Origin of the sequence: Bulleidia sp. zg-1013 (assembly GCF_019798045.1) — a bacterium.
GTDB lineage: Bacteria > Bacillota_I > Bacilli_A > Erysipelotrichales > Erysipelotrichaceae > Bulleidia.
The window spans coordinates 1-21,669 of sequence record NZ_JAGXEX010000013.1 but is presented as its reverse complement, the minus strand read 5'-3'; the positions used below and the strand labels follow the sequence as shown (position 1 = coordinate 21,669).

The window sequence follows — 21,669 nt, the reverse complement described above, 5'->3', positions numbered from 1 at the left end:
AATATGGGAAAATCAGGCTCAAAACTTGAAGTTCTCTAATACGAGAGATGCTTTGCTTCCAAAACTTATGTCTGGTGAGCTTGATGTTTCCAACATCAACTTTTAAGCCATTAAATTATTGTTTATCGAATTATTTAATTCTATTTTTTTATCTATTGGCTTCAAAATGCTCGCTATTTTTTGCTGTGTTTCAATATCATAACAAGGCACTTCATATTGCATAATGGATTTCTTATCACCTCTTGGCATTTTCGTTCCTTTTGACGTAGCCATTGCATATGCAAAGAATGCATCATCCGCAAGAACATAGTAAAGAAAATCACTATCTGTATTTTCCTTCGCAGTAAAAACTAACACATCATTAGAACATCCACCATTAATCTTTGCCTTCCATATTTTCTTAAAATATGGACGAATATTTGATACAAGAACATCTCCATTTTCATATGCTTGTGTCAAATCAACAATTGGAAGCGAAGTAGCATTTACTATTCCTGATTTATTCGGAAGCATATTTTCAGTTGAAATGTATGCTTCTGTTGTCAAATTAGCTACATCCGTTTTCCCCGTTCGAAATGAACAAATTTCTTCAAGCTTACACTTCATACCCAATCGCCCCCAACTTTTTTCTAATCTCCTCTTCCAATTCACGAGATTTCTTGAACATACTTGAAAGCTCCGATGTCAGTCTTTTCATCTTTTCTTCAAATGGTTCTCCATCATCTTCCTGTTCTTCAATGCCCACATATCGACCGGGAGTCAAGATATAGTCTTGTTTTGCTATATCTGCTATTGACGCTATGGCAGAAAATCCCTTTTTCTCTTCCAATACTCCATTTTGAAAATCTTCAAATGTTTTTGCTAATAAGTCAATATCTCCAAGACTTCCATCTTCTTGTAGCCCTTCCGTAAAATCTCTATGTTTTCTATCAACCATATACCCCATTTTTCTGGCATCAATAAATAGAGTCTTTCCCTTCTGCTTTTTATTTTTTGTAATGAACCACAAAGTCACAGGAATAGTTACGCTATAAAACAGCTGTGTCGGCAAAGCCACAATTCCTTCAACGAGATCATCTTCTATAATCTTTTTTCTTATTTCCCCTTCTCCGGAAGATTGAGACGATAAGGCTCCATTAGCAAGTACTAAACCTATTTTCCCATTAGGTGCTAAGTGGTGAATCATATGTTGTATCCAGGCATAATTTGCATTCCCTGATGGTGGTGTCCCATATTTCCACCTAACATCATCTTTTAATTTATCCGCTCCCCAATTGGAAAGGTTAAATGGTGGATTTGCCATAATGAAATCCGATTTCAATGTTTTATGAATATCATTAAAGAATGTATCGGCGTGATAAGAACCAAAGTTGGCATCAATTCCTCTTATTGCCATATTCATTTTCGCCATCTTCCATGTATCTGCATTGGATTCCTGTCCATAGACAGAAATATTCCCTCGATTGTCGCTATGAGACTGTACAAACTTTTCACTCTGTACAAACATGCCACCACTGCCACAACAAGGATCATACACTCGACAATTATTGAACGGTTTCAATATAGCAACAATTGTTTTTACAATACTTGAAGGCGTGTAAAATTCGCCACCCTTTGTTCCTTCATAGGCAGCAAACTGAGCAATACAGTATTCATAAGTTCTTCCCAGTAAATCTTTACTTGTCTCTGTTCCATCCATTTTTACTTCGTTAGTAAATAAGTCAACAACTTCACCAAGCACTCTTTTATCCAAGTCAGGGCTGGCATAATTTTTAGGCAAAACATTTTTTAAACTCACATTTTCTTTTTCGATTGCTCTCATGGCATCATCAATTACTGTGCCAATTTCCGAGGTGTGTGCAACGGAAGAAATCTTACTCCAACGAGCTTCTTCCGGTACAAAGAATATATTTTCTTCTGCATAGGCATCTCTATCGTTTTCAAAACCATCGCCTTCTTCTAAAAGTTCCTCGTAGCGTTTTTCAAAGGCACTGGATATATAACGAAGAAAGATAAGTCCAACAATTACCTTTCTATATTCAGCCGCAGGAATATGCCCCCAAAGAACACAAGCAGCATCCCAAATTTGTTTTTCAAAACCTATATTTGTATTGTTTTTTCTAGCCATTATTGATTCACCATCCTTTAAATATTTTTTAATATTATTATCAAATTCTGCATTTTTAGAGAATATATTAATTCATAAACTCAAAATCTATATTATATAACACACTTATAAATAGCTTATTTTTCTAATTTCTATTTGTTCAGCTTGTTCTTACTTTTTTATCAAACTATTTTTACTTCCTAAACACGAATAAATACTCGTGGGCTATTCGTAAAAAGTTGTATTTCACACTATTTATTTTACAGTATCCCGTCGTTTTACAAGTATGTTACTCCTTGACAATCAACTCATTTAACCTCTCTTCAATTTGTTTTCACTATCCATATCAACTTCTTCTTTATCCAAATCAATTTCATCATTATCAATCTGAGCTAATAATTTTTCTGTTGAATAATCTTGTAATATATTTGTCATTTTCCTTTTCCTCCATAAAATTTATATTATTTTTTAACTTATCTCATTTAGGAAATATCTTCAATAAGCTAAATTTTAAATTCCAACAAAGACTTCCACAATCTTTCTTATCTTTTCTAATACCGATTCTTTTTTCTTTTCCCTTGCTCCCTGTCTACGTGAAGTCGGTGGAATAATACGATCCAGCTCATCTCCTGCATATTCAACATATCCTTTGCCTATAGCCTTTTCTATAAATCGTTTTGAGTCTTCTTTCAAGTTTTCTTCTTCAACTAAAGATATTATATTATTCTCCTTCTCTTTCTTTGCAAAACTATAGAATGACTCAAGAATGTCATCAGTATTTTTCAGCTCAGACAATCTTGTGCTGTCTATAAAGTCCATAATCAATTCTTCTTTTGCCCTTGTGCCAAGGCTGGACCTGATCACCCTTCGAACTTCTGCTTTTAAACTTTCCGCATCATCATCTTCTTTTGACTTCTCCAGTATCAAAGCCAAAATATAGTCCAAATTTATTTCATCCGTTTTAAGTAAGTCAATCTGAAATTCAACATCAGAAAAATCAATTTGATTGTCTTCAGAATTTTCCTTGCGCTTTGAATTTACTATGCTTTCTCTAATATCAACATAGACACTTTTCATGTCCTGCATCCGCCTGTCCGAGATAATTTTTTCAAAGTCTTCAAACTCATCAAAATTTCTCAGGATATTCTCGGCTTTCAATAGCTCACCAAAAAGCTCTGCAAATTCTTTTTTATCCGCTTCTAATATAATTTCAGTAGGTTCCGGAAACTTAGATATTATTTCATTACATATATCTGTGTAACCCTTAATAACCTTGCCTGTTTCTTCATCTTTGAAACCATGAATATACTCTTCATAGCTCTTTTCCAAAATGATGTTTATACTGTTTTCATCGCCAAAGGTCTTGATTGCATCCTGTGTAGCTTTTTCCAAATTCCTGAAGCAAACAATATTACCGAATGTTTTTACTTTATTCAGAATACGGTTTGTCCTTGAAAATGACTGAATAAGACCATGATATCTCAAATTTTTATCAACAAATAGTGTGTTTAATGTAGGTGCATCAAAGCCTGTTAAAAACATTCCTACTACAATAAGCAAATCAACTTGTTTTTCTTTCACTTTAAGTGACAAATCCTTGTAATAATTTTGAAATTCATTACCATTAGTGGAAAAATTGGTTTTGAAGTAACTATTATAGTCAGTGATTACCTTGTCCAAAAATTCTTTTGCTGTTGATTCCATAGCAGAAACATCAAAATCCTCTTCCGATATTTCCCCGATTGCTTTTTGTTCCTCATTGGCTGCAAAGCTGTAGATAGTAGCTACTTTTAATCTTTTTTCTTCAGATAAACTTTGCTGTTGTCTTTCAAACTCTTCATAATATAATTTTGCCGCTTCTACACTTTGCACAGCAAACATAGCATTAAATCCATTGAGTCTTCTATGCTTCAAATCATAAAACTCATTACGATGTGTTTTCGTATCAAAAACTTTGAGAATATGCTTTGTAATCTCAGTAATTCTTTCAGGATGGAGCAGCATTTTATTTTCCAGTTTAGCTAATCTCTTTTCGTCTTCCTCTTTCTCCGCCATTTTGAATTTCGGTGTAATGTTATTATAATCCACCTTGAATTTCAAAACTTTACCGTCACGAATAGCATCGGTAATAACGTAGCTGTGAAGCTGTGCTCCGAATATCCCTGATGTCGTATCTCCTCCAAGAGAATTTTCCGAGAAAATCGGTGTTCCCGTAAATCCGAATTGATAATATTTCTTAAATGACTTCCTTATATTTTTCTGGGCATCCCCAAACTGAGAGCGATGGCATTCATCAAATATAAGAACACAATGTTTGTCATAAATTTCATGGGCAGGATTTTTCTTCACAAATTCATTTAATTTTTGAATCGTGGTAACTACAATACGATTATCATCTCTTTCAATACATCTTTTAAGTTCTTTTGTATCCTTACTTCCGTTTACGCTATCCGGCTGAAACCTTTGATATTCTTTCATTGTTTGGTAGTCTAAGTCTTTTCTGTCTACAACAAAAAACACCTTATCAATAAAATCCAATGTCGTGGCAAGTCTTGCTACTTTAAAAGAGGTGAGTGTCTTACCGGAACCTGTCGTATGCCAAATAAAGCCTCCTGCTTCAACTTTGCCGGATTTTTTTGCCTCATAACTTGATTTTATCTTCCACAAAATTCTCTCGGTTGCCGCAATTTGATACGGACGCATAATGAGGAGAGTGTTATTAACATCAAATACACAATATTTTGTAAGTACTTCAAGAACAACACGCTTTTCAAAAAAAGTCTTGGTGAAGTCCTCTAAATCACAAATTACCTTGTTTTTGGCATCTGCCCATTCACAAGTAAATTCATAATTATTTTTATTCTGAGCTGTTGTATTAGCAAAATATCTGGTGTAAGTTCCATTGGAGATTATAAATATCTGAACATACTTATATAACGAGTTCTCGCTGTTAAAACTTTCTTTACTATATCTATGAATTTGGTTGAAGGCTTCATGTAAATTCACGCCTCTTTTTTTAAGTTCTACATGAACAAGAGGTAAGCCATTCACCAAAATGGTCACATCATAGCGATTTCGATTTTTCCCTTCGCCGACAATCTGATTGGTGACTTGCAGAAAATTATTGTGAATATTTTTCTTATCGATAATCTTAATATTTTTCAAATGTCCATCGTCAAAGATGAAATCATGGATATGATTTTCCTGTACTTTTCGTGTTTTTTCAATCATCCCATCATTTGGAGCATCTAAATATTCAAGTAAAAACCTGTCCCATTCTTCTTCTGTAAAAGAAACTCCGTTCAACTTTTCAATTTGAATTTTTAAATTTGCATATAATTCATCATTTGATTTTACTTTAAGTCTCTCATACCCTTGAGAAACCAAATTTTCAATCATTTGCCTTTCCAGTTCAGCTTCACTTTGGTATGAAGCTTCTCTAATCTCTAAATCTTTTTCGAAATTAGCTAAAATGATTCCACCCGTCATTTCAGCAATTGTAGATGTATTATATTTTACTTTTTCTTCTAACATCTAAATCACTCCTTCCATTTATTTTTTCTAATTATTTTTTGGGAAACTCAACAATTTTTCCCTATAATACTCATACTGTTTCTTCCTTAACTCTATTTCTTTAGGTAATCCTTTAGAAACATCATTTATTAAAGCATCGAACCTATCAAGAATAGAAACAATATATTCTTGAACCGGTAGAGAAGGTAATGGAATTTTAATTTTTTCCATATCTGTTGTTGATAATTCAATAACCTTAACCCCTCTTGCTAACTTATTCTTTTGTTTTAATAAATAATTGGCTCCATTAAATACATATGATAGATATTTGGGATTTTCATTATGTCTAAATATTGCTGCATGACCACCCGTTACTGCGATTATATTACCTAAATAAGCTACAGTTTTCATAACATCTTCTATGTTTTCTGAAGTTTTTGCAATCACTAAATCACCAGTATTAACCTTTTTAAGATTATCCGCATTTTGCTTAGTTACTCTAACAATTGGCTGTTTTACAAACAAATTATATTTCGTATAAATATGACCATAATGGATTGCTCCAACTTTTCCGTTTTCATTGAATAAGCTCTTAGGCATTCCTGTTCCATTTTCAAACACTCCAATACTCCCCAGTGTTTTCCATTCAACTTCAAAAAGCTTAATATCAACAATATCCGATGCTTCTTTCAATATAACGAAATAATCGCTAGATATTATCTGTCTGTCTGTCTGTCTGTCTGTCTGTCTGTCTGTCTGTCTGTCTGTCTGTCTGTCTGTCTGTCTGTCTGTCTGTCTGTCTGTCTGTCTGTCTGTCTGTCTAGCAATTGTGCCTTTGGCTATATCAAATGTCAAGAGTTTTTCACGATAATATTCATATTGTTTTCGTCTTTGCTCTATTTCTTCCGGCAATAAACCTTGCGTATCAGAAAGTAAGTTTTGGAATTTATCAAGAATTTCTACAACCTTTTCTTGTAACCCAATAGTTGGAACTAGAATTTCTACTCTTTCTATTTCATCTCTCGATAATCTAGGTACACTTGCTTTTCTGACTTTTGATTTTATTAAACTTTGTTTGTTTAATAGAAAATAATATATATACTTATTTAGAATACTATCACTAGTTATCACAAAGACATCATCCGCCGCCCAAAAGTCATCTTCAATATAAAAGATATCTCCTGCTGCCCCTGCAGAAATTACACAAGCTTTGTCACCAGTAAAATTTTTATCATGATAATATCCTAGAGGCGTTAAGCTATTTTGAAAAACAGGGAATCCGCCTGTTTCTTTGAGTTCGCTTCGTACAAGCCTTTTCCCCCTTATTATTTCTGCACTGTCTTTTAATTTAACTTTTTTAAGGGAAGTGTTATACTCAATAAAAAGCTCTTCTGATATCTTCTTCAAATACTCTTCACTAAGTAGCATATCCCTATAATACTCATATTGTTTAACCCTACCTTGTAATTCAGCCTGTAATTCAGTAACATAATTTGTGAATTGGTCAAGTGTTTTTACTATTTTTTCTTGCGTTTCTAAACTTGGCAGGGGGATTTCTATATTTTTCCATCTACCAAAATCAAATCTAAATCTTGCGCCATTCTCTTTTTTATCATTTATTATTTTTAATATTTTAGGAGATTTTATAAAATATAGCAAATACTTAGGATTTGTTATATTTTCATCAATTCTAAAAACAGTGTACATCGGACTTAAAAGACCTTCTGGCTTATCTAATAAACAATCTATTGACCCTATATTTAATCTAGCAGGATTGTATGCAAACATATTTCTTTTTATAACATAATAATTTGATAAATCTCCACTATACGCTGTATAATTTTCTCTTCTTTCTTCATTTTTCCAGTATTCTTTAGAAGGTATCAACCCATGTTCTCTACTAACCGTATATACTAATTCTAAATTTGTATTGTTTTTTTGTTTTTCAGAAAATTTAGTTATTATATCCCCTATTTTTAGCCACTCAACTTTTTCATCTTTTAACAGTTCGTCTATCTTACTCATCTTCAAGCTCCTGATCTTCGCTTTCAAGGATAAAGCGATCAAAATCGCTTGTGAACAGCTTATCTTGTTTAACACGATATTTTTCAAATTCCGATTCAGCATGCTTTCTTGCAATTTCTGCCGAGATACTTCCACTATGTGTTAAAATTTCATATTGCGTTAATCTCAATATGCCGTCAAATTGCTCCACCCAATCTTCCATAGTCATCGGTATATGCTTATTCGCTCTTAATTCTGCCAAATCGAGATACGCATTTACAATTCTTGACATTGAACGAAGTTCTTCCCCGCTCAAATAGTTTTTTGCGACCAGTGCATCGAATTTTTGAATCTTTCCATGTACTTAATCCCATATGTTCCGATTCACTATCGGCACGATTATATATAACTTCAGCCGCAGTCTGTCCATGAATTGCCCAGTGTAACTTATTTTGAACCTTTGCAAAAAATTGTTTTGTCATCTGCGATTTAGAATCATAATCGATGCTTGTAGCATAAATATCTGTAATTTTTTGATAAAATTTCCTTTCAGATATCCTTATTTCTCTTATACGCTCGAGTTGTTCTTCAAAATATTTTTTTGTAAGAATTGTTCCGTCGCTTTTTAAACGTTCATCATCCATGGCAAAGCCTTTAATTGTGTATTCTTCTATTATTGAATTAGCCCATTTCCTGAATTGCACAGCTTTTGGAGAATCAACTTTATTTCCCACAGCAATAATTGCCTTCAAATTATAATGTGATGCCGTATAATTTTTTCCATCTGAAGCAGTTATTCGAAATTTTCGAATAACTGCTTTCTCATCAAGTTCACTATCTTTAAAAATTTTTTTAAGATGATAGTTTATAGTGTTAGTTCCTACATTGTAGAGAATTCCCATCATCTTTTGCGTTATCCAGACATTTTCATCAGCATAGATAGCATTGACATCACTTTCTCCTGTAGATGTTAAAAATGTTAAATACTCTGCAGCAGATGATCTCACGATTTGATTTCTATTATCCTTACTCATTTTCAAGCTCCTTTACTATTTCATTTATAGAAGCCCTAAGCACATCTATTTTCTTAACAGTTTCTTCAATTTCCTTATTTAGAACTTTAATATCAATAACTTCTCTTGTATCTTCCTTTTCTACATAAGTTGAAACAGAAAGGTTATAATCATTTTCTTCAATTTCCGCTCTGTCTACATACCTTGAGAAATATTCTTTTTCCGTTCTGTTTCTGAACTCGTCAATGATTACCTTAATATTTTTTTCTTCTAAAATATTGTTGTTGGTTTCTTTTTTAAATTCTTTGCTCGCATCGATAAATAGTATCTTATTTTCTATCTTATTCTTAGCCATAACTAAAATACAAGTAGCTATTGATGTTCCGAAGAAGAGATTTTCAGGAAGCTGAATAACACAATCAATAAAGTTGTTGTCTACAAGATATTGCCTAATTGTTTTTTCGGCACCTTTTCTATAAAAAATCCCCGGAAAACATACAATAGTCGCTCTCCCTTTACTCGAAAGATACGACAATGAATGCATAATAAAAGCATAGTCTGCATAAGACTTTGGTGCCAATTTCCCTGCCGGTGCAAACCTTTCATCATTTATCAGAGTAGGATCAGCATCTCCAACCCATTTAATTGAATAAGGAGGATTTGAAACAATAGCATCAAACGGCTTTTCATCTCTATGTAAAGGATTAATTAGAGTATCCCCCCTTTTGATTGAAAAGTTATTGTAATTCACATTGTGCAAAAACATATTCATACGAGCCAAGTTAAAGTTGGTCATGTTGATTTCCTGACCGAAAAATCCTTCATCAATGATGTGTTCATCAAATTGCTTTTTCATCTGCAAAAGCAAACTTCCACTGCCACATGTAGGGTCATATACTTTGTTGATACTTGTCTTCCCATCCATAACCAGTCTTGCCAAAAGTTTTGATACAGTTTGCGGTGTAAAAAACTCTCCACCGGATTTACCGGCATTACTTGCGTAATTTGAAATCAAATATTCATAAGCATCTCCAAAGGCATCTATATCGTTATTCTGCAAGTTCTCAAAATGAATTTCAGCTATTCCTGTTAATATATCTGCTAGGCGCTTATTTTTTTCTGCTACAGTTCCACCTAAACGATTACTTGTTGTATCCACATCTTCAAACAAGCCTTTGATATCATCTTCCGATGCAAATCCTACCGCACTGCCTTCAATTGCTTTAAATATATTAGCTAAATCTGTGTTTAAATTTTCGTTATTTTTAGCTGTTTTAACAACGTTTTTAAATAGCTGGCTTGGTAGTATAAAAAAACCCTTATCTTCAACTGTGTTTGGTCTAAAATCTCGCTCTGCTTCTTCATCAGAAATTTCCGAATAATCAAACTCCAAGTCCCCTGCCTCATGTTCTGCCGAATTGAAAAATTCAGTAATATTTTCAGAAATAAATCTATAAAACAAGATTCCTAGTATATATTGTTTAAAATCCCATCCATCTACCGCCCCACGAACATCATCAGCAATAGCCCAAATTTTTCTATGCAACTCTGATCTTTGCATTGTTTCGTTGTTAGCCTTAGTTAAATCTGACATTCCCTTCTACCTCACTTTATTTATCAGACTCTTAATCAAGTCCTTATCTTCTATCTTTGTAATACCAAAACTCTTTTTACCTGCATCTTTTATCGAAGCTCCAATGTGATAAACTTCTGCATTATCTATGATTAAAAATCTATCATGAAAATTCATAGTCGTTTAAACCGATAGTTTTGGATATTGAGCATTAAATTTCGTGATATCCTTCGCTGATAAGCTACCTTTTCCTGCTGTAGCAATAACAACTTCCACACCATGATTTTTCTTACATAGAATATTTAAAGTATTTACATCTATATAGTTGTCAATTAGGATTATTTCTTTCTTAGCCTTTTGGATAAGCCCAACAATAAAACTGAATGCATCATAGATTTGTCCATCAAAAAAGATGTTTTGTTTCACTTCTGTGTTCGTTGCGATGTAGTTAAAAACTTCTTCCAGCTTTTTATCTGTTTCTAATTGTTTTAACTCAACCCTATCAAGACGTGCAAACATCTCTCTATTAGAAAGTAAAAAGTTTCTCATTTCCACAAAGCTATTCATAATTTTAATGCTAACTTCCACTGCCACATCGCTTTTAAGAACAGCGGAAAGCATGGCTATTCCCTGTTCAGTAAAAGCATATGGCATATATCGTCTGCCACCTGATCCACCTTCTTTTTTTGAGGTGACATTTTGGCACCTCAAAAATTCATATTCTTCTTTAGTTAATTGAAAGCAAAATTCCTTCGGAAATCTATCCGCATTTCTGCTTCTCTGCCTGTTTAAATACTTTGTTTCAACTTGATATAGCATTGCAAGATCACTATCTACCATTACCTGCTTGTCTCTAATGGTATAAATCATAGTCTGTATTTCTCTATTATCAACAATGACAAGATTTTTATCTTCTCCCATAGATACCTCCTATCGTCCCTTAAACTAGTCACAGTTTGTGACCAATTAATTATTGTTTATCTTGAGGTCGCAATTTGTCACCTCAAGTTTATTATTCCTCTTTAGACTCTCTAATAATCGAAACCATATCTCCAAAATCAACATTTAGTTTTATTCCAATACGATACAAAACTTCCATGCTGACAAACTCTCCTCTGCCCATTTTAGATATAGTTGCAGGAGATAATTCACAAGCATTAGCCAAATCTTTTTTGTTCATATTTTTATCTATCAAAATTTTCCACAATCCATTATAACTGACTTTCATATTTTTACTCCTTAATTATAAGTTTATGAAGTTGTTTTATATATTATAATATTTTCATCATCATTTTGTAAGAGGAGAGTTTTGAAAATTTATATTTTTGTACCCAAGAGATTACTTCTTCCTCTTCCGCATTTTCAATGTTTAAGAGTACGTTATGCCTCTTCTTTACTACAACAGGCTTAATTTCATCCATTTTCATACCGCTACAAAACGGCAAAATCTTTGTTCTTATCATGTGCTCTTTTGTTGTCCAAGTATTTAGCCTTATAAAGTTCAAAGTAATCTTCAAAGAGCATATTGAGCGAACCGTTTTCCACATACGGAACATGATTTAATGTGGTTTTTATTTAAGCTGGACGACAGCATTGAAATGAATATACGACCTGTTATCCTAAATGATGAAGATCCCGAATACACTACCACAGATATCTATTTTGGCAGTGAAGCTATCTTAAGAATTCGTAATATGCTTGAACAGTGGCAGGAAATGAAAGCGAAATATGAAAATAGCGAAATTACGAAAGGAGCCTTACAAGATTGGAAGGCTAACTATCCTGACAGCCTGAAAAAAGATTATGTTCCTTTTGAAGAAAGCAATGTAAAGTTTTATAGAAAAGGCATAACCGCTAAGATTCCACCGGATATAAAATAAGCACAGAAAAAGCACATAGCTGAAAGATTTTTAGGTCTTAAAGTTATGTGCTTTAACAATGTAAATATTGTTTTTATGCAGATAATCAACTCAATAGGAAACCACATATTTCCACAACAGCAATTCCGTTTATAACAAAATTACATATAAAATGTGCCGTCATTGTAACATATATATTTTTGGTTTTGATGTAGGAAATGCTCAACGGTAAAGCCCATATCATGCATAAGAAAATTCCCCAAATTGTAAATGTATGCTCTAAGGCATATAAAAACATACTGAATATCGTTGTTAAAATTAAAATTTTCCCATTTTTAAAAGATGTAAGATTTTTTCTATAAAACATTTCTTCTACGATTGGCGGCAATATTATTGTAGAACCTGTAAACAGAATAAGCTTTAACCAGTTATCCGCTTTTAAATTAATCATTCCCGTACTAAGAAATGGAAACATATTTTCTAAAATATTTGTAAATACGAAAGCAAGGCAAAAGAATAATATCGTCCACATCACCTGCTTCCAAAAAACACTTCCACCTTTTACAGAAGCTAACCATTCTTTAATTGAAAAATCTTTTCTTAACAAAAAATAAATTGCTAAAACTATATAAAACAAAAAATTGATGTATATATAATATCCTTGAAATAACAAGCATGTTAATACAAACAGTACCTCAGAAATAATTGGAAAGATATTTAATTTAATATATTTATTATCCATACGCTCGTCCCAATTTACAATTCCCACTATTTCCAAATAAATATCCACCGGCATAGCCGGTAGTTTTACTTTTTCGGGCATACCCCTAGTACTACCGGCCGCACACAAGTGTGTCTTTTATTGGCCTACCGGCCACGCATCTTTTACTTGCTACCCGTAAACGGGTCTCTCAGATCAAAAATACTTAATTAATCTCTTTCCCTATCTTCTTTTAACTAATTTGAGATATATTTTTTATCGCTTTTGTATTCTTTCCAACCGTGTCCACATAATATCCCTTGCACCACAATTCTCTATTTCGATATGCAAATTTCATATTTGCATATCGTTGCAGTATCACTCAAGAGTTTTTTGCACCATTCAATCGTTAAAACCCGCTATTTTCAGTGGATTTGCAATAGTAACATATTTGATACTGTTACTCCCACTCGATATGTCCATTGATATTATTTTGTATAAATGGCATAAAATCAAGATTTTTATTATCAGATTTAGCCTTATTATCCGTTTTATTTCTGTTTATCCGATTTTTTGCAAGCATATTGCAAGCACAGATATACTTAATCATTATGTTGCATTACTTATCCAGTATTAGAATTTCTTCTCTTGATTTTTGCTTTTAAAATCTTCCCTGTTCTTTTTCAATATACCTGTATCGCTAAAATAAGTTTGACCTAATTCAATAACTTCTTTCTTGGGTTGCCATAAATTCTATAAAGTACTACTACTCAACATCATCCATCAATTTCATCACTCTAGCTTTTATATTTTCTAGTTCAATTGACAATTGCTGTTTTGCTATTGATGTTATAATTGAAGTATGTCCAACAGCATCCCTGACAGGCTTATATATATCAGATGAACGACTCAAAGCTGAATCTTTATTCTTATCTAATGCTTTGTCAATAAAATTCGATAAATATTTCATATCCAGATAGTAAATATCGTCCATTGATTTTCTGATTTCATAACTGATATTTGCTTTTCCTTTATTTTCTTTTTCTTTTTCTTTCCATTTTTTCGCTTCACTAACAGCCTCCTGTGAGAGCTTCATTTTATTATATTTTATATACTCTCGTAAAAGATTTTCTGCAATAAAGCATTCTACATATGATGGAATATTGTATTCTGCCTCCCCTGATAATTCCTTTATCCAGTTATCTACATAATTACTTTTTTTCTTTTTGTGGTTCTCATCTTTTTTATGATTTTCTTCCATTTCCTTAAAAGTTGTATTAAATAATTCCTGAGCTTTTCTTGCCTTATGGGTGATTTTCATATTATCAGGATCGCCATCATCTCCCTTTTTACGTCTTAATTCATCCCAGTCATCCATAATATTCTTAAACAATCTTTCAATCTCACCAAGAAATTTTCTATAACATAAATCATCAGAAATAATCCCTTCTCGACTACTTGTAAATATATCTTTTGTACCCCCTGAGTCTAAATCATCAAAATGAATTTGACCATATACATAGTTTTCAACAATTCGAGAAGTCGGAATGTGTCTCAGTATATCTTTTTCCCTCAGTCTTCCATTTACAAAAAGATCAATACTTACCTTCTCTTGAGTACCACGTATTTTAAGTTTTGAAGGTTTATCAACTGATGCAATATAACCTTTTATATTAATCTTTGGTTTTAGTATTTTGGGCTTGCTTTTAAGAGATAACTGTTTAATAAACGGATCTTCTATATCATCAATTTTCCAAAGAAATTGAGTACCCTTTGCTAATTCCACAAGCATTTTTTCATCAATCTTTTCATTATTAACGAATATATTGAAATTTTTATCTAATAATGAAAATCTAAAATATAATGCAACTGATTTTTTAATATAGTCTACAGTATTGGTAATTCCCTCGTTAACATTTTCAAACAAAATATAAGTTCCCTTTTCCATTATATCTTCAGATAATAAAACTTTAGATGTAAGATTCCCAAGTATATATTCCTGTGAATTTAAATCATCTGTAATCGCTTGGTCTAAACTGGAATTATCAATTATACCTCCTACAAGGGTGGTTTCCTTTGTTTTAGATGCTACGTGAATTTTTTTTGCGCAAGACAATAAAGCCAACTTGCCAATCCCTTTTCTTCCTATAAACGGTCTACCACTTGGAGTTTTATATCTTCCATTCCTTCTTTTTGAATAACCTATTTTCAAAAATTTATTTTGAAAATCATCAAAATTCATTCCATCTCCATCATCTACGATTGTCATACAATTATGCTCTTTATCAATTGTAATCCAAACATTACTAGCATCGGCATCCCAAGAATTTGATATAGCTTCTCCCAATACTGTAATAACGTTTCTATATAGGTTTCTCCCCAAATGATTCAATACACTTAACGAGATATTAAATGTAAATTTTTTCTCCATATCAGGCTCTCTCCTTCATTTAGCATAGTGTTCTATTATACTTAATCCTACAATTTCTCCTAATCTAGGTGGAACAGCATTTCCTATATGTCGAGCAATATTCTTTAAAACAATCTTCTCCCCTTCCGGGACAAAAGAATAATCTACAGGAAATGTCTGTAACATCGCACCTTCTCTTAGTGTTAATGCGCGATCTTGCTCTGGATGACCGAACCTCCCTGTTCCATATCCAATGAATTGTGTAGTAATAGTAGGCGCAACATCATCCCAGCTCATTCTCCCATAAACAGAAGAATAACTCTGTCCTGATTTTTTTCTATGACAGTTCAAAATCAATTCTTCTGGCCAATTTTTCCAAGTACCACCTGGAATAGAATGCCTTATTCTCTCCAAATTCTTTTTAGAAAGAGAGGATGCAATATGAAGTTTATCCGTATTGTTAGGTTCACCTGCTCCGACTTGAGAAAGACCGGCTATTACCTCCCTTACGGTAACTGCTTTTTTATGCGTAGGTTCAATAAGTTTTATTTGTTTTTCACTTGATGCAAGAAGCAACAATCTTTTTCGCCTTTGTGGAATTCCGTAATCAACAGCATTAACTATTTTATAAGTAATATTATAATTCTGTTCTTCTAATATACTAATGAAATCCATAAAAACCTGCTCTTTAACCAATTCAGGTACATTTTCCATTGAAACAATCTGTGGCTTCACCTCCTCTACCAATCGTGCAAATTGATAGAGCAACTTCCAGTCTTTATGTTTTTTTCTGTTGTATTTATCTTTTTGATGTCTTGAAAAAGGTTGGCACGGGGCGCAGCCTGCGAGTATTTTTATATCGTATCCCTGCAATATTTTCTTTATTTCTTTTCCCGACACGTCTTTTATATCATTGTTAATGAATTTTGCATTGTTATTATGGTTATATGCATATTCACACGTAGCATCTAAATCATATCCTGCCACTACATTTAGACCTGCTTTTTCAAGCCCACATGTCAATCCTCCCACGCCACAGAACAGATCGACAACACCATATGTCATAATTGCCTTCCTTTCCTTCAATTTACTTTTTTAATAATCTTATTTATAATCACACTGGCTTCTTCATTAAATGAGGTTTTTATTATAACAAAATAGTATGTAATAAATTCTCTATTTTTATCTCGTCTTTCATTATCTTTTTAATTTCACATCCCCAAACCACTATTACTTTAATGCCCATACTTTCAAGCTGAGCATAATTTTTCTTGTCTCTTTCAACATTTCCTTTGAGTTTATTTTTCCAAAATTCATAATTACTCTTAGGGATAGATGAATATTTGCAGTTTTCGTGCATATGCCAGAAACATCCGTTTACAAAAATAACCGTCTTATATTTAGGCAAATATATATCGGGGCTTCCCGGTAAATTCTTATAATTCACCCTATATCTGAACCCCTTATGCCATAAAAGTTTTCTCAAAAAAATTTCAGGCTTTGTGTTTTTGCTTTTAACTCTTGCCATGTTTTCACTTCTGGTCATAGGCTTATTGTTCTTCATTATCTAAATCTCACCTGCAAATTAAGTTTTATAAAATCTTCTCCGTTTTCACTATATACTTCCCCGAAATCATGCCTTGATGTGGATGCTGTCTCATATTTTGTATTCTTCAGCAAATATTCTTCAAAGTAATTTCTGTTGTATATATGATATGCAAGAACATTACCTTCTTTCGTTACGACAATATATCCTCCTGTTGCTTCATCCACACCGTCCCAAACCGTAGCAGGTTTCATTCCCAATGCTACGGCGGTCAGGAATTTCTTGAACTTATACTTATAAGCATTTACATTACCGTAGTTCATAGGATTTTCCCGTTCAAGTTTTTCAACCATCTCATCGCAGTTACTGATTCCGTCTTTATAAAAATACAAAAGAGTTTCGGCAATAATTTTATCCATATTGCTGTCAATCAACACCAAATTATCCTCAAAAATTTGATTATTCATCTTCCAATATCTAAGAATTCCGTTTTCTTCAATTATTTTATTTATACGCCCTCTAACATCCGTATGAATTTTGCCGCCGGCTACCTTATATATTTCATTCGCTTCTCTAACCAAATCAGGATAACTATGACTTATTTTATAAATAAAGTTTGTAGTTTTTCCCGCATTCAACAAAGTGGGAGATGAGCCTAATTCCGATTTTATTGAAAATCCCACGATCGGACTGTATCCGGTATTTATGTCAATTATTTTTACTGTGATATCACTTTTATCCGTTGCAGGTGCAGAAAGCTTGTAACACAAAATTTTATCCATAAAATTCTGTGTACTTTCTACTGAAAATGCACCTTTTGAAGCTTTACTGTTAATTTCGTTCAATAGATGTTCAGATTCTGTTTCAAATTCTGTTGCAGGCAACTCTTTAACTTTCAACCCGTTAATATATATCGATATTCTTTCTCCGGCGGCATATTCTTTAATTTCACCTTTGTTTTCTTCTCTAATTATTTTAATAATAGGGAAATATACATCCTTCAATTTATTCAATTCACTGTCGGCTGCATATATCTTTCCGTCAGCCAAAAGTCTTAACAAAACATATATTTCCGACCATTCTCCTTTATTTCCTGTAAGCATAATTACCTCCATGCAACAGCAGTCTGTTCAAATATTTCTTCTCTTTTTATTGTTTCCGTCTTTCCCTTTTCAAGTTGTGCTTTTATCTGTTCGGCAATTGCACGTATAACCGGCACTGTAACGGAATTCCCGAACTGTTTATACAAATGTGTATCGGCAACTACCAACTTAAAATCATTTGGGAATCCCTGAAGTCTTGCCCATTCTCTCGGAGTCATCTTTCGAATATATTCTCTATTAACCTCTCCTTTTATATGAGTAACAGGTGTAAAATCAGTTAAACGTTCATCAATTATAAGATTTCTCTCTCTTCCCATTCCTCCACATACAATAGCACCTGCCACGGAATCAAGTTCTCTAATTTCATATCCGAATCCGTTTCCCTTTGAAGCATGTCTCTCTTTATGTCTTTTTAACGAAGTTAAATAAGCGGTAGATAAATAATACTTGGGCGATACTTCATCCTCTTCCACTATATCTTTTATCACCTTTGTATCATCTGTTTTTTCAGGGAATATAAATCTTTCAGGTGCTATATCTTTCCTGAATCCGACAATGTAAATCCTCTCCCTATTTTGTGGAACACCGAAATTCTTACTGTTTAATATTCTGTAAAATACAATATATCCCAAATCCTCTAAAATACTTTTTATAACATTAAATGTGCGACCTCTGTCATGGTTAACGAGATTCTTTACATTTTCACAAAATACAACCTTCGGTTTATGATATTTAATAATCCTTGCTACATCAAAAAATAACGCACCTCTAGCATCTTCAAAGCCTCTTTTTTGTCCTGCAAGAGAAAAGGCTTGGCAAGGAAATCCTGCAAGCAATATATCGTGGGCAGGGATGTCTTTCTCATCAACTTTAGTAATATCCCCGGTTACATCCAACCCGTCATTAAAATTCGCTTTATAAGTTTCTACCGCTTTTTCATCCAATTCACTTACAAAAACTGTTTTAATATCATCTTTGAACACTTGATCGAAACCGAGCCTTATTCCTCCAATCCCTGCAAATAAATCAATAGATTTATACATCTTTTCTTCCTCTTTCATATTCAATAATATCTTCTATATTGCAATCCAACTTCTCACATATTCTACCTAAAATTTCAAGTCTTACAGGCTCATTACGTCCCATTCTTGAAATTGTAGACGGTCCTGTTTCTATCAACTTTTGTAAATCCCCTTTATTCATATCCCTATCGATTAACAACTTCCATAGTTTATTATATGAAAATTTCATAACGCTCCTCTTTCCTATCTGTTTGCATAGAAATTCTATATAGTATTATAGCATATTTTTTTAAAAAATGAAATCCGGTTTTATCGTTCATTCTCTCTATTTTTTGCATTTTTGTTGCATGCTTTTCATCCTCTTTTACTCATATCATCGATTTGTTTAATAATGCTTTTTTTAGGCTGTATTTCCAGAGTTTTTCCGTTATTCACATAATCATTCATATTAACTTTCAGATGTTCCAACTCCTCATATTGTGCTGATAATGAATTGTGTTTCTTCGCAATCTCCTCTTGTTTAGCTTGCAATTCTTTGGAATGCTCATTTAATTTCCTAAAAAGATTTTTACCGGATTTGTTCTTCAATCCTCCCAATACAGTATCTTTCAAATGAGGAAATTGCTTAAGAAAAATATCTATTTCCTCATAGGATTTCTGATAGGCTTCTATATCTTTTCGGTTCATCATCATATAAATTTTATCATTCGGATTTTTACGATAACCCTGATAATGCTCTCTTTTGCTGATACAGATTTGAATATGCTTAACCACTTCCTTTATCCTCTTTTGTTCCCACGAAAGTTTATCAAATTCTTGTTTCAATTCATTTTTTTGAAATGATATTTTTTGAATTCCTTTTTCCAATGCTTCCATAGAGTTAAAACCTTTATCTCTTATTTTTAACAGAATTTTGGATGCTACTTGCATGTTGGTGTGAACTACCCAATCCTGATTTCCATATTTGGTTTTATCAACCAACTCTCCTATTTCTTTATCTTTATTTCGGATTCTTTCTTTGATTTTTTCTTCGGTATAATTCACTCCAATGGTCTTTGCTCCGGTAAATCTCTGCTGATTTTTGGTTTTGAAAGCTATATGTTTACCAAACTAAATTTCATAGCTATACCTTTCCATTTTTGATAAAAAGTCCTGCCAGTTGATTGACTGTTTTATAGTTCTATCCATATCAAATTGAAGCCTTGATTTATAGCCGCTCCCTTTTTTATCCTCATTCCAATCATACCAATTCACAAATTTTCTTCGTTTAATCTCGTTAATTTCTTTTTGAGTTTCTTGGTTAGTGACAGATAAATTATGTTCCCTACAAAGTCTGTCGCTCTGATTTCTGATATTCATATTATCAATACAGATTATTATGAAATAAATGAATTCGATTTAACTGAGAATGATTTTTCTATTTCTGACGATGTAGAAAACTTTATAACAAAATATCTTGACAATTACAATACTATTGTAAATTTATATCCTATCACTTGTATGATATGCACTACATACATTTTGTTTATGCTCTTAAGTTGTTCTGTCCTTCAGTGTTTCCACCTACTATGACTTCTGATGACTTCTCATAGTTTGTTGTTACTACTATTTCGTCTGTGAGACCTCACGGGATAAGTTCTAATACTTTCATCGTTTACTTACAGGATTTACGCTTTGGTTTACGGTTGCCTTTTGGGTCTTTGCTATCTTTGGCTAGCTTGCCCACTTTTTACGCCTCATATCCTGTTTCTGTACGTCAAGCCACAATTTCGCTATTGCTTCTTCTCTCCTTTATATCGCATACAAAACTTGCAAGTCGCTGTCAGATTCGTTGACAACTACGCTCTTTAAGGAATTTCACCTCAGCTTTAGAACATGCTCGTCATACCAAAGAAACCGGAGACAAATATTTCTAAATATCTCTGGTGTAAAGTACAGTTTTTGGGAATCCCCTTATTTGACTTCTAACTCCTTATGTGGTTTACTCACAACTCTTCACCAACACTATTTAAGAAAGAGCCAAGATTTTTAGGTCTTAAAGTTATGTGCTTTCTTTTATAATATTCGATGATTTAGAGAAACCGGTAGTTATATATGCCTATTCAACCAGTCAATCTTCTTAAAGTCTTTATGGTTATTATTATCGTTTCTATATGAGTCTTTTGATGATGCTTCATAAATACTTAAAAACTGTTTCAGACTCGGTACACGAAACTTTATTTCGTTTAGTTGAATAAGTTCTATATCCGATTCGGCAATACCCGAAAAATCATATAAGGAATCAATTGATCCGTATTCTACGCTAATTCCATTTTTCCGGAATTCATGCTCATGAATGTCCACTAAATCATATCCCAATTCTTTCATAACCGTCATTATTTTATCCCAATTATAAATTATACCTTCATCGGGAGCTTCCCGTCCTCTTGGATCTCCCGGAACATGAATATCAATATCTGATGGTTTCCAATCTTCTTTTGACATAAATTCCAATCCTAAAGAACCCATTAATGTAGGCACGATTCCGATTTTATTTAAATATAAGCAAACGCTCCTAAATTCATCAAATAAAATACTCATTTCTTCTCCTCCAAAATTCCAATTTAGAATTCACTATTTCTACAAAAGCCTCCCTCCAAAATGTACCGACCCCCAAAAGTTAGACCAAAATCTAATGATTAGGAGGTCGGTGTTTTTATGGCAAAACATAGTTTTGAATTCAAGAAGAAAGTTGTTTTAGAATATTTGGATGGCAAAGGTGGAACGCCATATCTTTCTAAAAAATATGGACTTGGTTCTGACTCACAGCTACGCAAATG

At 32.9% G+C, this 21,669-nt stretch carries 20 protein-coding genes and 2 pseudogenes; 1 reads left to right on the top strand and 21 read right to left on the bottom strand.

Annotation, left to right across the window (positions count from 1 at the left end):
* Positions 1-102: 102 nt before the first annotated feature.
* From K7I92_RS07100 to K7I92_RS07545, 10 genes and pseudogenes are all read right to left on the bottom strand, one after another.
* Positions 103-606, bottom strand: a complete 504-nt coding sequence (locus K7I92_RS07100; protein ID WP_220282583.1) for a restriction endonuclease subunit S — start codon at positions 604-606, stop codon at positions 103-105.
* A complete protein-coding gene (locus K7I92_RS07095; RefSeq protein ID WP_220282582.1) occupies positions 596-2,128 on the bottom strand; it encodes a class I SAM-dependent DNA methyltransferase in 1,533 nt (510 codons plus the stop codon). Before K7I92_RS07095 ends, K7I92_RS07100 begins: the two co-directional genes overlap by 11 nt.
* A 291-nt stretch (positions 2,129-2,419) precedes the next feature.
* Positions 2,420-2,542: a hypothetical protein gene (locus tag K7I92_RS07550; RefSeq protein WP_255594393.1), complete on the bottom strand. Its 123-nt coding sequence runs from the start codon at positions 2,540-2,542 to the stop codon at positions 2,420-2,422.
* 75 nt (positions 2,543-2,617) lie between these two features.
* Entirely contained in the window at positions 2,618-5,641 is a 3,024-nt protein-coding gene (locus tag K7I92_RS07090) for a type I restriction endonuclease subunit R (RefSeq protein ID WP_220282581.1), read from the bottom strand.
* A 27-nt stretch (positions 5,642-5,668) separates the two neighbouring features.
* Positions 5,669-7,645, bottom strand: a complete 1,977-nt coding sequence (locus tag K7I92_RS07085) for a restriction endonuclease subunit S (RefSeq protein WP_220282580.1) — start codon at positions 7,643-7,645, stop codon at positions 5,669-5,671.
* A pseudogene (locus K7I92_RS07080) lies at positions 7,638-8,658 on the bottom strand (virulence RhuM family protein). Before K7I92_RS07080 ends, K7I92_RS07085 begins: the two are co-directional and overlap by 8 nt.
* Positions 8,651-10,231: a type I restriction-modification system subunit M gene (locus K7I92_RS07075; protein ID WP_220282577.1), complete on the bottom strand. Its 1,581-nt coding sequence runs from the start codon at positions 10,229-10,231 to the stop codon at positions 8,651-8,653. Before K7I92_RS07075 ends, K7I92_RS07080 begins: the two are co-directional and overlap by 8 nt.
* A gap of 162 nt (positions 10,232-10,393) precedes the next feature.
* Positions 10,394-11,131 (bottom strand): ORF6N domain-containing protein, encoded by a 738-nt coding sequence (locus K7I92_RS07070; protein ID WP_220282576.1) that lies wholly within the window; start codon positions 11,129-11,131, stop codon positions 10,394-10,396.
* A 91-nt stretch (positions 11,132-11,222) separates the two neighbouring features.
* A complete protein-coding gene (locus K7I92_RS07065) occupies positions 11,223-11,438 on the bottom strand; it encodes a helix-turn-helix transcriptional regulator (protein WP_220282575.1) in 216 nt (71 codons plus the stop codon).
* Between the two features lie 43 nt (positions 11,439-11,481).
* Positions 11,482-11,757: an N-terminal phage integrase SAM-like domain-containing protein gene (locus tag K7I92_RS07545; RefSeq protein ID WP_238928342.1), complete on the bottom strand. Its 276-nt coding sequence runs from the start codon at positions 11,755-11,757 to the stop codon at positions 11,482-11,484.
* Positions 11,758-11,772: 15 nt separating this feature from the next.
* On the opposite strand from K7I92_RS07545, the gene K7I92_RS07055 reads away from it, so the two are divergent.
* Positions 11,773-12,090, top strand: coding sequence for a hypothetical protein (locus tag K7I92_RS07055; protein WP_220282573.1), 318 nt, complete (start codon positions 11,773-11,775; stop codon positions 12,088-12,090).
* Between the two features lie 85 nt (positions 12,091-12,175).
* Here K7I92_RS07055 and K7I92_RS07050 read toward each other — a convergent pair whose 3' ends face one another.
* The 11 genes and pseudogenes from K7I92_RS07050 to K7I92_RS07005 form a co-directional block, all read right to left on the bottom strand.
* Positions 12,176-12,892, bottom strand: a complete 717-nt coding sequence (locus tag K7I92_RS07050) for a CPBP family intramembrane glutamic endopeptidase (protein WP_220282572.1) — start codon at positions 12,890-12,892, stop codon at positions 12,176-12,178.
* 148 nt (positions 12,893-13,040) lie between these two features.
* Positions 13,041-13,124: pseudogene (locus K7I92_RS07685) on the bottom strand (IS200/IS605 family transposase); the annotation flags it as partial.
* A 411-nt stretch (positions 13,125-13,535) separates the two neighbouring features.
* The gene (locus K7I92_RS07045) at positions 13,536-15,200 is read right to left on the bottom strand and encodes an ATP-binding protein (RefSeq protein WP_220282571.1); all 1,665 of its coding nucleotides are present in this window, start codon (positions 15,198-15,200) and stop codon (positions 13,536-13,538) included.
* A 15-nt stretch (positions 15,201-15,215) separates the two neighbouring features.
* Positions 15,216-16,244, bottom strand: coding sequence for a DNA cytosine methyltransferase (locus K7I92_RS07040; protein WP_220282570.1), 1,029 nt, complete (start codon positions 16,242-16,244; stop codon positions 15,216-15,218).
* Between the two features lie 82 nt (positions 16,245-16,326).
* The gene (locus tag K7I92_RS07035) at positions 16,327-16,743 is read right to left on the bottom strand and encodes a very short patch repair endonuclease (RefSeq protein WP_220282569.1); all 417 of its coding nucleotides are present in this window, start codon (positions 16,741-16,743) and stop codon (positions 16,327-16,329) included.
* Complete coding sequence (locus K7I92_RS07030; protein ID WP_220282568.1) at positions 16,743-17,828, bottom strand: HpaII family restriction endonuclease; 1,086 nt, start codon at positions 17,826-17,828, stop codon at positions 16,743-16,745. The genes K7I92_RS07035 and K7I92_RS07030 overlap by 1 nt, the downstream gene beginning before the upstream one ends.
* A 2-nt stretch (positions 17,829-17,830) precedes the next feature.
* Positions 17,831-18,889, bottom strand: a complete 1,059-nt coding sequence (locus K7I92_RS07025; protein WP_220282567.1) for a DNA cytosine methyltransferase — start codon at positions 18,887-18,889, stop codon at positions 17,831-17,833.
* Positions 18,864-19,079 carry a helix-turn-helix transcriptional regulator gene (locus K7I92_RS07020; RefSeq protein WP_009448049.1) on the bottom strand — a complete coding sequence of 72 codons (216 nt, stop codon included), beginning with the start codon at positions 19,077-19,079 and terminating at the stop codon, positions 18,864-18,866. The genes K7I92_RS07025 and K7I92_RS07020 overlap by 26 nt, the downstream gene beginning before the upstream one ends.
* Before the next feature lie 125 nt (positions 19,080-19,204).
* Positions 19,205-19,894 carry a hypothetical protein gene (locus K7I92_RS07015; protein WP_220282566.1) on the bottom strand — a complete coding sequence of 230 codons (690 nt, stop codon included), beginning with the start codon at positions 19,892-19,894 and terminating at the stop codon, positions 19,205-19,207.
* A 66-nt stretch (positions 19,895-19,960) separates the two neighbouring features.
* A complete protein-coding gene (locus K7I92_RS07010) occupies positions 19,961-20,209 on the bottom strand; it encodes a relaxase/mobilization nuclease domain-containing protein (RefSeq protein ID WP_220282565.1) in 249 nt (82 codons plus the stop codon).
* Between the two features lie 729 nt (positions 20,210-20,938).
* Positions 20,939-21,430, bottom strand: a complete 492-nt coding sequence (locus tag K7I92_RS07005) for a hypothetical protein (protein WP_220282564.1) — start codon at positions 21,428-21,430, stop codon at positions 20,939-20,941.
* Positions 21,431-21,669: the final 239 nt, after the last annotated feature.

Excerpts from the sequence above, each read along its gene's own strand:
- K7I92_RS07055 (WP_220282573.1), top strand. The coding sequence starts at position 11,773 with ATGTGGTTTTTATTTAAGCTGGACGACAGCATTGAAATGAATATACGA.
- K7I92_RS07010 (WP_220282565.1), bottom strand. The coding sequence starts at position 20,209 with ATGAATATCAGAAATCAGAGCGACAGACTTTGTAGGGAACATAATTTA.
- K7I92_RS07075 (WP_220282577.1), bottom strand. The coding sequence starts at position 10,231 with ATGTCAGATTTAACTAAGGCTAACAACGAAACAATGCAAAGATCAGAG.
- K7I92_RS07040 (WP_220282570.1), bottom strand. The coding sequence starts at position 16,244 with ATGACATATGGTGTTGTCGATCTGTTCTGTGGCGTGGGAGGATTGACA.
- K7I92_RS07025 (WP_220282567.1), bottom strand. The coding sequence starts at position 18,889 with ATGAAAGAGGAAGAAAAGATGTATAAATCTATTGATTTATTTGCAGGG.
- K7I92_RS07085 (WP_220282580.1), bottom strand. The coding sequence starts at position 7,645 with ATGAGTAAGATAGACGAACTGTTAAAAGATGAAAAAGTTGAGTGGCTA.
- K7I92_RS07035 (WP_220282569.1), bottom strand. The coding sequence starts at position 16,743 with ATGAAGAACAATAAGCCTATGACCAGAAGTGAAAACATGGCAAGAGTT.
- K7I92_RS07550 (WP_255594393.1), bottom strand. The coding sequence starts at position 2,542 with ATGACAAATATATTACAAGATTATTCAACAGAAAAATTATTAGCTCAG.
- K7I92_RS07020 (WP_009448049.1), bottom strand. The coding sequence starts at position 19,079 with ATGAAATTTTCATATAATAAACTATGGAAGTTGTTAATCGATAGGGAT.
- K7I92_RS07045 (WP_220282571.1), bottom strand. The coding sequence starts at position 15,200 with ATGGAGAAAAAATTTACATTTAATATCTCGTTAAGTGTATTGAATCAT.
- K7I92_RS07095 (WP_220282582.1), bottom strand. The coding sequence starts at position 2,128 with ATGGCTAGAAAAAACAATACAAATATAGGTTTTGAAAAACAAATTTGG.
- K7I92_RS07070 (WP_220282576.1), bottom strand. The coding sequence starts at position 11,131 with ATGGGAGAAGATAAAAATCTTGTCATTGTTGATAATAGAGAAATACAG.
- K7I92_RS07090 (WP_220282581.1), bottom strand. The coding sequence starts at position 5,641 with ATGTTAGAAGAAAAAGTAAAATATAATACATCTACAATTGCTGAAATG.
- K7I92_RS07545 (WP_238928342.1), bottom strand. The coding sequence starts at position 11,757 with ATGTGGAAAACGGTTCGCTCAATATGCTCTTTGAAGATTACTTTGAAC.
- K7I92_RS07030 (WP_220282568.1), bottom strand. The coding sequence starts at position 17,828 with ATGCTTACAGGAAATAAAGGAGAATGGTCGGAAATATATGTTTTGTTA.
- K7I92_RS07100 (WP_220282583.1), bottom strand. The coding sequence starts at position 606 with ATGAAGTGTAAGCTTGAAGAAATTTGTTCATTTCGAACGGGGAAAACG.
- K7I92_RS07005 (WP_220282564.1), bottom strand. The coding sequence starts at position 21,430 with ATGAGTATTTTATTTGATGAATTTAGGAGCGTTTGCTTATATTTAAAT.
- K7I92_RS07050 (WP_220282572.1), bottom strand. The coding sequence starts at position 12,892 with ATGCCCGAAAAAGTAAAACTACCGGCTATGCCGGTGGATATTTATTTG.
- K7I92_RS07065 (WP_220282575.1), bottom strand. The coding sequence starts at position 11,438 with ATGAAAGTCAGTTATAATGGATTGTGGAAAATTTTGATAGATAAAAAT.